The sequence below is a fragment of the Candidatus Methylomirabilota bacterium genome (genome assembly GCA_035936835.1).
GTDB lineage: Bacteria > Methylomirabilota > Methylomirabilia > Rokubacteriales > CSP1-6 > AR37.
This window is the reverse complement of sequence record DASYVT010000217.1, coordinates 1-8,200: the sequence shown is the minus strand read 5'-3', so window position 1 is coordinate 8,200 and position 8,200 is coordinate 1. Positions and strand designations below refer to the sequence as shown.

Annotated in this window: 8 protein-coding genes; 4 read left to right on the top strand and 4 right to left on the bottom strand. The window is 69.0% G+C overall.

All coding sequences use genetic code 11. The features are described 5' to 3' along the window. The coding region (locus tag VGV06_20015) for an ATP-binding protein (GenBank protein HEV2057428.1) at positions 1-888 on the top strand (888 nt) is incomplete at its 5' end. Between the two features lie 151 nt (positions 889-1,039). Then, on the top strand, positions 1,040-1,468 hold the full coding sequence (locus tag VGV06_20010) for a hypothetical protein (GenBank protein HEV2057427.1): 429 nt from the start codon (positions 1,040-1,042) through the stop codon (positions 1,466-1,468). On the opposite strand, the gene VGV06_20005 is transcribed toward VGV06_20010, so the two are convergent. The 3 genes from VGV06_20005 to VGV06_19995 form a co-directional block, all read right to left on the bottom strand. Next, complete coding sequence (locus VGV06_20005) at positions 1,465-1,968, bottom strand: peroxiredoxin (GenBank protein HEV2057426.1); 504 nt, start codon at positions 1,966-1,968, stop codon at positions 1,465-1,467. The genes VGV06_20010 and VGV06_20005 overlap by 4 nt on opposite strands. Positions 1,969-2,114: 146 nt before the next feature. After that, a complete protein-coding gene (locus VGV06_20000) occupies positions 2,115-2,699 on the bottom strand; it encodes a methylated-DNA--[protein]-cysteine S-methyltransferase (GenBank protein HEV2057425.1) in 585 nt (194 codons plus the stop codon). A 57-nt stretch (positions 2,700-2,756) separates the two neighbouring features. Continuing rightward, positions 2,757-6,173 (bottom strand): adenylate/guanylate cyclase domain-containing protein, encoded by a 3,417-nt coding sequence (locus VGV06_19995; GenBank protein HEV2057424.1) that lies wholly within the window; start codon positions 6,171-6,173, stop codon positions 2,757-2,759. A gap of 260 nt (positions 6,174-6,433) precedes the next feature. On the opposite strand from VGV06_19995, the gene VGV06_19990 reads away from it, so the two are divergent. Further along, complete coding sequence (locus VGV06_19990; GenBank protein ID HEV2057423.1) at positions 6,434-6,733, top strand: AbrB/MazE/SpoVT family DNA-binding domain-containing protein; 300 nt, start codon at positions 6,434-6,436, stop codon at positions 6,731-6,733. Continuing rightward, the gene (locus VGV06_19985) at positions 6,726-7,154 is read left to right on the top strand and encodes a PIN domain-containing protein (GenBank protein ID HEV2057422.1); all 429 of its coding nucleotides are present in this window, start codon (positions 6,726-6,728) and stop codon (positions 7,152-7,154) included. Before VGV06_19990 ends, VGV06_19985 begins: the two co-directional genes overlap by 8 nt. Here VGV06_19985 and VGV06_19980 read toward each other — a convergent pair. Next, positions 7,135-8,200, bottom strand: a 1,066-nt coding sequence (locus tag VGV06_19980; protein HEV2057421.1) for a tetratricopeptide repeat protein, incomplete at its 5' end; no start/stop codon positions are given. The genes VGV06_19985 and VGV06_19980 overlap by 20 nt on opposite strands.

The window sequence follows — 8,200 nt, the reverse complement described above, 5'->3', positions numbered from 1 at the left end:
CTCGTCGCCATCGCGTCCGCGCTCCTCGCCCGCCGCATCTCGCGCCCCGTCGAGCGGTTGACCGAGGCGGTGCGGCGGCTCGGCGCGGGCGACCTCGCCGCCCGCGTGCCGATGGGCGAGCGGAGGGGAGCGGACGAGCTCGCGGAGCTGACACGGGCCTTCAACGACATGGCCGAGCGTATCGAGCGGCTGATCGCGGGGCAGAAGGAGCTCCTGGCCAATGTCTCGCACGAGCTCCGCTCGCCGCTGACGCGGATCCGCGTTGCGCTCGAGCTCCTGCCGCACGACGGCGGGGCCGACGCGCGGCTCAAGGACGTGGAAGCGGACCTGGACGAGCTCGAGCGGCTGATCGAAGACGTGCTCACCACCACGCGGCTCGAGGCGACGGGGGTCGCGCCTCGCCTCGGGCTGATGGACGCGCGCGAGGTCCTCATGGACGTCGCGGAGCGCGCCGGCGGCGATCCCCGGCTGGCTGCCGGCTCCGTGCGGGTCGCCGCGGGGCCCGCGATCGAGCTCACGGCCGATCGCGCGCTGCTCCGGCGCGCGCTCTGGAACCTCGTGGACAACGCGGCCAAGTACGGCGCCCCGCCCATCACGCTCCACGCCGAGCGGGACGGAGATCGCGTGGCGCTGTCGGTCACGGACCACGGCGACGGCATAGCGCCGGCGGAGCGCGAGCGGGTCTTGGCGCCCTTTTACCGGCTCGACAAGGCGCGCACACCGGGCGAGGCATCGGGCGGCTTCGGCCTCGGCCTCACGCTGGCCAGCCGCGTAGCCCACGTCCACGACGGCGCCATCACCATCGGCTCCGCCGAGACGATCAACGGGACCGAGCGCGGCTGCCGGGTGACGCTGACGCTCAGGACCGCGCCGGCGGGAGTACGATAGGGGCAGGGTAAAGAAGGACGGCTATGAAGACATCAGCTGCGGCGCTATCGACGGTCCTGCTGCTGCTCCTCACGGGCGCCGCCCAGGCTCAGTCCCAAGCCCTTCCTTAAGGAGGTCCGACCCGCGGGGCGGCATCAGCGGCCCCGGGCTCATGAGACCTCCGCTCCCGGTTCGGCCCCCGTCCTTCCTCCAGCCGCAGTTCTTTGGGCGGCCGCGGTTCTTTGGGCGGCCGCCGTTCTTTGGGCGGCATCCCTTCTTCTTCGGCTCCGGGCTCGTCGTCCCGTCCCCCGTTGCCGCCGCCCCTTCGACGTACGCGTATACCTACCCGACCCCAGTCTATGTCCCGTATCCGGCATACGGTGAATCTCAACCACAGTACTGGGCCTACTGCCGGAGCGCGCAGGGTTACTACCCGTACGTGCCCGAATGCCCCGGAGGGTGGCTGCCGGTCCTGCCGACGTCGACGCCGCCTCCGGCGCGGGCTTCGAACGACACCGAGCGTGAGTTGAAGCAGCCGCCGGCCGGCGGCATGCCGATCGAGGAGCTTCGCGAGCGCATCGCGCGCTCGCGGGCGGACTAGAGCAGCTTCAGCATGCTCTCCGCGTCGCTGACCTCGAATTTCCCCGGGGCCTCGACGTTGAGCGCCTTGACCACGCCATCCTCGACGAGCATCGCGTACCGCTGCGAGCGGACGCCCATGCCGCGGGCGATCAGGTCGAACTCGAGCCCGAGGGCCTTCGTGTAGGCGGCGCCGCCGTCCGCCAGCATGCGCACCTTGCCGGCGCTCTTCTGGTCCTTGGCCCACGCCCCCATCACGAAGGCGTCGTTCACCGCGACGCACCAGATCTCGTCCACCTTCTTGGCCCTGATCTTGTCGTAGTTGGCCGTGTACCCGGGCACGTGCTTCGCCGAGCACGTGGGCGTGAATGCCCCGGGCACGGCGAAGATGACAATGCGCTTGCCCTTCGCGAGGTCCGAGACTTGGAAGGCGTTCGGCCCTATCGTGCAGCCAGCCGTCTCGGTCTCGATCATTTCCGTCAGGGTGCCGTCCGGCAGCTTGTCACCAACCTTGATCGCCATGTGAATCCTCCTAAAGTCGATGTTGACCATCTGGTGTGCGGAAAGCCGGGCAGCCATCTCCGGCGGCCTCCAAGCCTACCCACACGGTACCCTTGTGTCTAACTCGGTCGCGGCCAATGGACGGCGGCTCCAGCGAGCGAATCAGGTCAGAGGAGCGCGCCTTCGTGGCGCAGGAGCCACTGTTTGCGCGGAAGCCCGCCCGCGTAGCCCGTGAGGGACGCGTTGCTCCCGATCACGCGGTGACACGGGATGACGATGGCCACGGGGTTGAGAGAGTTGGCGAGCCCGACCGCGCGCGAGGCCGTGGGCCGCCCGATCCGGGCGGCGAGCTGGCCGTAGGTGCGCGTGGTCCCGACGGGAATCTTCCTGAGCGCCGACCAGACCGTCTGCTGGAACTCCGTGCCGCCCGGGTCCACCGCGATACCATCGAGCGAGTGGAGGTCGCCGGCGAAGTAGGCGCGGACTTTCTCGCTCACGCCGAGCGGATTCGCTTCGTGCCGGAGCACGAGGTCCTCGAAGCGGCGCGTGAGGAGCTCCTTCATGCGCTCCTCGCAGTCGCCGAAGTCGAGCGCGCAGAGCGCCCGGGCGTCCGTAACGATGACGATGGGGCCGAGCTCGGAGTCGATCGTGTCGGTCCTGAGCTCGATGGCCGTCGCGGCTTCACCCCCGGGCATCGGCAGAGGACCGCCCGGGATCAGGGCCTTGACGTCGTCGGACAGCGGAATGCCCATGCGTCCTTCCCTTGGTGGGCGAGGTCGGCCGTCGTCACCGGGCGGGGTAGAAGACGATCACGAGGCGCCGTTGCCGCTGTGCAGGATCACGAAACCGCGCTCACGCAGGTTCGCGTCCACGTCCTCGTGCCGGCGGCGGTCGGTCTGCCGGCGCTCGCCCGACGCGGGGTCCGCGCGCTGGCGGCGCTCGCCGACCCGGCGGTCCATGATGATGCGGATCCGCTCCTCGTGCCTGAACTCGCGCTCGAGGTAGTCATAGAGTTGCGGATTGTATCGCGCGACGACGAAGATCTCTCCGAGCTGCATCATCTCCTTCCCGCATTTCCTGACCCAGTAAGGAACGTCCATGCCCCGGAACAACATGAAAGCGGTCACCAGATACTCTTCGGCTCGCGCGCGGTCGCCGGCGAGCCGCATCACCCGCCCGAGCCCCATCTTCGCGTGGGCGACGACGGGCTGCATGCGCAATTCCTCGGCGATGGCGAGCGACTCCCGGTAGTGCTGCTCGGCCTCGGCGAGCGCCGGCGCTCCCCTGCGGGATGCCAGGTCGCCGAGCAGGAGCCACGCCCAGGCCTGATGCCCGCGCTCCTTGTGCGAGCCGGCCAGATCGAGGGCGTGCCGCGCCATCTCGCGGGCCCGCTCGTCCTCGCCCGCGGCCATGAGCCCCTCGGCCCAGTGGAGCGTCCACAGCGCGAGGTACGCGTTGACGCCGAGGACTTCGCTCAGGTGCACGCCGTCCTGGAGCAGCGGCATCGCTTCGTCGAGCCTGCCGGAGAGCGCCAGCGTCAACCCGAGCAGCGAGGACGGGATGGGCCGCCAGACGTCGAGGTGCTTCTCGCGGCAGGCGTCGAGGCTCGGCTGCAAGAGCCCGAGCGCCCGCTCGAGGTGGCCGCGTCGCAGCCACACCAGCCCGGCCAGGGTGCGCGCGATGGTCTGGCCGTACACGTGGCCCGCCCCGTCCGCCACGCGCAGCGCCTGGTCCACGCAGGCATCCGCGCCGTGGAAGTCGCCGAGCTCCGCCAGCGTGAAGGCCAGCCACCCGCTCGACGTGACGTAGGAGATGGCCGACTGGTCGGCGGCGGTCCCGCGCGCCTCGGCGAGCGCGTCCACGTTCTGCCGCAGGATGAGCTCGGCGCGCCGGTACTGCCCCTGCGCGTGGCACGAGAGGCCGAGGTAGGTTCGGGCGAGGGCTTGCAGCGCGAGATCCTGGGTCGCGTCAGCGATGCGCAGGCAGCGCTCGCCGTAGTCGATGGCGAGGTCGGGCTCGCCATTCAGGTAGTGATAGTTGACGAGGTAGCTGTACACGCGCGCCAGGCGCGACTCGTCGCCCAGCTCGGCGCCGAGCTGCTCGGCCTCCTTCGAGAGCTGGAGGACCTCGCGCAGCCGTCCGAGCTGGAGCAGCGGCGGGCGCAGCTCGAGCCGGATGTCGATCGCCTGCTCGAGCTTGGCGCGGCCCTCCGGCAGGTGGGTGAGCACCTGGAGCGCCTGTTCGAGGAACGCGACGGCCTCCTGGTTGCCGGCGCGAGAGGTGGCCTTCGCGCCGGCCTGGCGAAGATAGCCGATCGCCTTCTCCCACGCTTCCCCGCGGACCGCGTGGTGCGCCAGGCGCTCGACCTGCTCGCTCAAGCGGTCGCTGTAAAGGCGCTCGAGCGCGTCCACCACCCGCGCGTGCAGCACCTTGCGCCGTCCCGTGACCAGGCTGCCGTAGGCGACGTCGTGGGTGAGCGCGTGCTTGAAGGTGTACTCCAGCGCGGGAAAGAGCGTTGTCTCGTAGATGAACTCGGCCGACTGCAGCCGCAGCAGCCCCGTGCGCAGCGTCTCCTCGGGGAGCTCGGCGATGGCGTCGAGGAGCGCGAAGGGCACATCCTTGCCGATGACGGACGCCGCCTGCAGCAGGCGCTTGTCCTCGGGATCGAGCCTGTCGATGCGCGAGGCCAGCACCGCCTGGACGGTCGGCGGCATCTGCAAGGTCTCGACAGCTTTCGCCATGCGGTACTGCCCGCGATCGCCCGAGAGCGCGCCGACCTCGACCAGGGACTGGACGCACTCCTCGAGAAAGAACGGGTTGCCCTCGGTTTGCGACACTAGAAGCTTCTTTATCGGCGTGAGCGCCGCATCGTTGCCCAGGATGGCCTGGAGGAGCTCGCCCGCGCTCTCGGGCTGGAGCGGGTCCATGCGGAACTGCGTGTAGTAGCTCTTGCTGCCCCAGTCGTGCGTGTACTCCGGCCGGTAGTTCACCATCAGCAGCATGCGCGCCGCCGGCAGGCTCTCGACCAGGCTGTCGAGGAAGGCCTGCGTCTCCCCGTCGAGCCAGTGGAGATTCTCGAAGATCACGAGAAGCGGCTGCACCTGGCTCTCGCGCAGCAGTAGGCGCTTGAGCGCGTCGAGGGTCCGGCGGCGGCGCTCGCGCGGGTCCGTGTTCTGTTCGACGTCGTCCGTGCTCACGTCGAGAAGCCCGAGGAACACGGCAATGGTGCCGCGCAGGTTGTCATCGAGTGTCAAGATCTTGCCGGTGACCTTCTCGCGAATACGCCGCTTGTCGTCGTGGTCCTCGATGCCGAAGTACGTCTTGAGGAGGTCGCTGACCGGCAGGTACGAGGTCATCCGCCCGTAGGACAGGGGCGAGCTCTCGAGGATGAGCCAACCGTGCGTCCGGTGCGAGTGCGTGAACTCCCAGAAGAGGCGCGACTTGCCCACGCCGGGCTCACCCGACACGGCCACGATCTGCCCCTGCCCCGCCCGCGCCTTCTCGAGCGTCTCGCGCAGGCGCCCCAGCTCGCCGTCGCGCCCGACGAAGGGCGTGAGCCCGCGCGCGGCCGCCGCCTGCAGCCGCGAGCGGACAGCCCCGGCGCGGACGATCTCGAAAATCTCCACCGACTCGGCGAGTCCCCGCACCGGCACCGGGCCCAAGGGCCGGACTTCGATGTACCCCTCGGCCAGCCGCAGCGTGTCCTTGGTCATCAGCGCCGTGCCCGGCCGCGCCAGCTGCTCCATGCGCGCGGCGAGATGCGTCGTCTGGCCGATCGCGGAATAGTCCATGTGCAGGTCGCTGTCGATGGCGCGGACGACGACCTCGCCCGAGTTGAGCCCGACGCGGATCTGCACGTTCACGCCGTGCGCGCGGCGCGCCTCCTCTGCGTAGCGCTTCACCGACTCCTGCATCCGCAGCGCCGCATAGCACGCCCGCACGGCGTGGTCCTCGTGGGCGAGGGGCGCGCCGAAGAGCGCCATGATCCCATCGCCCATCACCTGGTTCACCGTGCCCTCGTAGCGGTGCACGGCCTCCATCATTCGCTCGAGGACAGGGTCGAGAAGCTTGCGCGCCTCCTCGGGATCGCGGTCGGCGAGCAACTCCATCGAGCCCTTCAGATCGGCGAAGAGGACAGTGACCTGCTTGCGCTCCCCTTCGAGGGCGGCTTTCGAGGTGAGGATTTTCTCGGCGAGGTGCTTCGGCGTGTAGGTCTCTGGCGACACGAGGCGAGGTGTGGCGGGAGCCTGGCCCGCCGCAGCCTGCCCGCACTGATTGCAGAACTTGACCCCGGCGGGGAGTTCTGCGCCGCAACTGGAGCAAGTCGGGGCGAGGCGGGCGCCGCACTCGAAGCAGAAGTGCGACTGCGGTGGGTTCTCGTGCTGGCACCGGAAGCACTTCATGCCGGAGTCACCACAAACGCACGCGCGATTCCTGGCCGGCGGAATTGCAGAAATTCTGCTAATATGATGTTGGAGGTGGACTGATGGCTTCTCGCACGCCTGGCACGACGACGACCCTGATCGTCTCTCCGAGGGGCCAGATCACCTTGCCCAAACCCGTGCGCGCACGCCTGCGGCTCGCCCCCGGCTCCGTCCTGCTGCTGCGGGAGGAGGCCGGGAAGATCGTCCTGGATCCCGCTGCGGTGACCCCAGTCTCGTTCTATGCCGACGAGGAGATCGAGCGCCTGGTCGGGGCGGATCGCGCCAATCCGCGTGAGCGGACGGCGCTCCGCCGGCGCTGGGGCTTGAAGGCGGGCGTGCGGCGCCGTCGCAGTCGTGGCTGACCTCCGTGTCTTCCTCGACGCCAACATTCTCTTCACCGCCACATACAGCCCGGACGGACTCTCAGCGCTCCTGGTCGAGCTGGGAGCGGCGGGCCGCGTCACGCTCCTGACCTCGCCCCTTGCAATCGTCGAGGCCGAAAGGAATCTCGAGGCGAAGCGACCGGCGGCGCTGCCCACCCTACGGAGGAGCCTTACCGCCGTTCGCGTCGTCAGAGAGCCGGCGCCGGCCGACGTCGAGCGGCTGACGCCTCCGGAGCTGTCTGCGAAGGATCGGCCACTCCTCGCGGCGGCGATCGTCGCCCACGCCACCCACTTCGTGACGGGCGACGTGGCGGACTTCGGACGCTGGATGAATCGGCGCACCGGAGTACCGCTCCGGGTCATGACGCCACGGCAGTTCCTCACGGAAGTGCACCCATGATCGCCTCCGCCTGCTCCAGCCAGAACCGCATGTCCATGTCGCGGTACATCGTCGTCGCGGTGGTGAGGTGCTCCTGGGCTTGCTCGCGCTTGCCCGTGCGCCGGTAGAGCTTCCCAAGGCCGAGGTGGCAGTGGGCGATGAGCGGGCCCATGCCGGCGTCGGCAGCGACGGCGGTGGACTCCTGATAGCAGCGCTCCGCAAACTCGATATTGGGCCTATCGAGGCTTGCGGCGATCTCACCTAGGAGATGCAGACCGTACGCCTGGTGTCCGGGTTCGTCGCGATCGAGCGAAATTGTCACTGCGCGTTCAGCGCAATTCCTGGCATCTTCCATTCGCCGAACCAGGGACAAGACCTCGGCTAGCGCGACGACCGCCAAGCCATGGTGGGCCAGGAATCCCAGTGCGATGTTTCGTTCCACAGCCTCTTCCGCTACAGGAACCGCCTCGGTGACACGACCGGAACGCGCGTACGCGCTCGCGAGAGCGGGAAGAATGTAGTGACCATAGACCGGGAGGTTGCTCTCCCGGCAGATGTCTCGAGACCTCTCGAGCCACTGCACTGCCGCCGCGAACTCGCCCTTGCGAAGATGCGCCACTCCCAGTCCATACGAGGCCATTAGCGACGTGGCTGGGTGCTGAATCAATTCCGCAAGGCGCACGCCTTCGCGAGCGACCGCGAGACTCTCACGGAACATCCCGGTCTCAGCCAGCGTCCACCCGAGGAAGGCGTGCGAGACGACTGATGGCACCATCGCTTGCCCGAGCCGGTCGCGGGTCAGTGGCCCTTCCAGGCACCGCACCGCCTCGCGGAGGTGGGCAGCAGCGCGCCCGTAGTCCGTCCGAGCCAGGGTGGCGAAGCCCAGATACTCGTGTGCGACGCCCTGGACACCGACGTCACAAAGCGTCTTACCGAGCTCGAGCGCGCGCTGCCCCGCGCTGACGGCGTCATTCAGCTCGCCCCCCAGGTACAGCGAGACACACATGAAGGTCGATGTCCGCGCAAGGCGGGCGTGGTCGTTCAACGTCTCGGCGAGCGACCCGGCC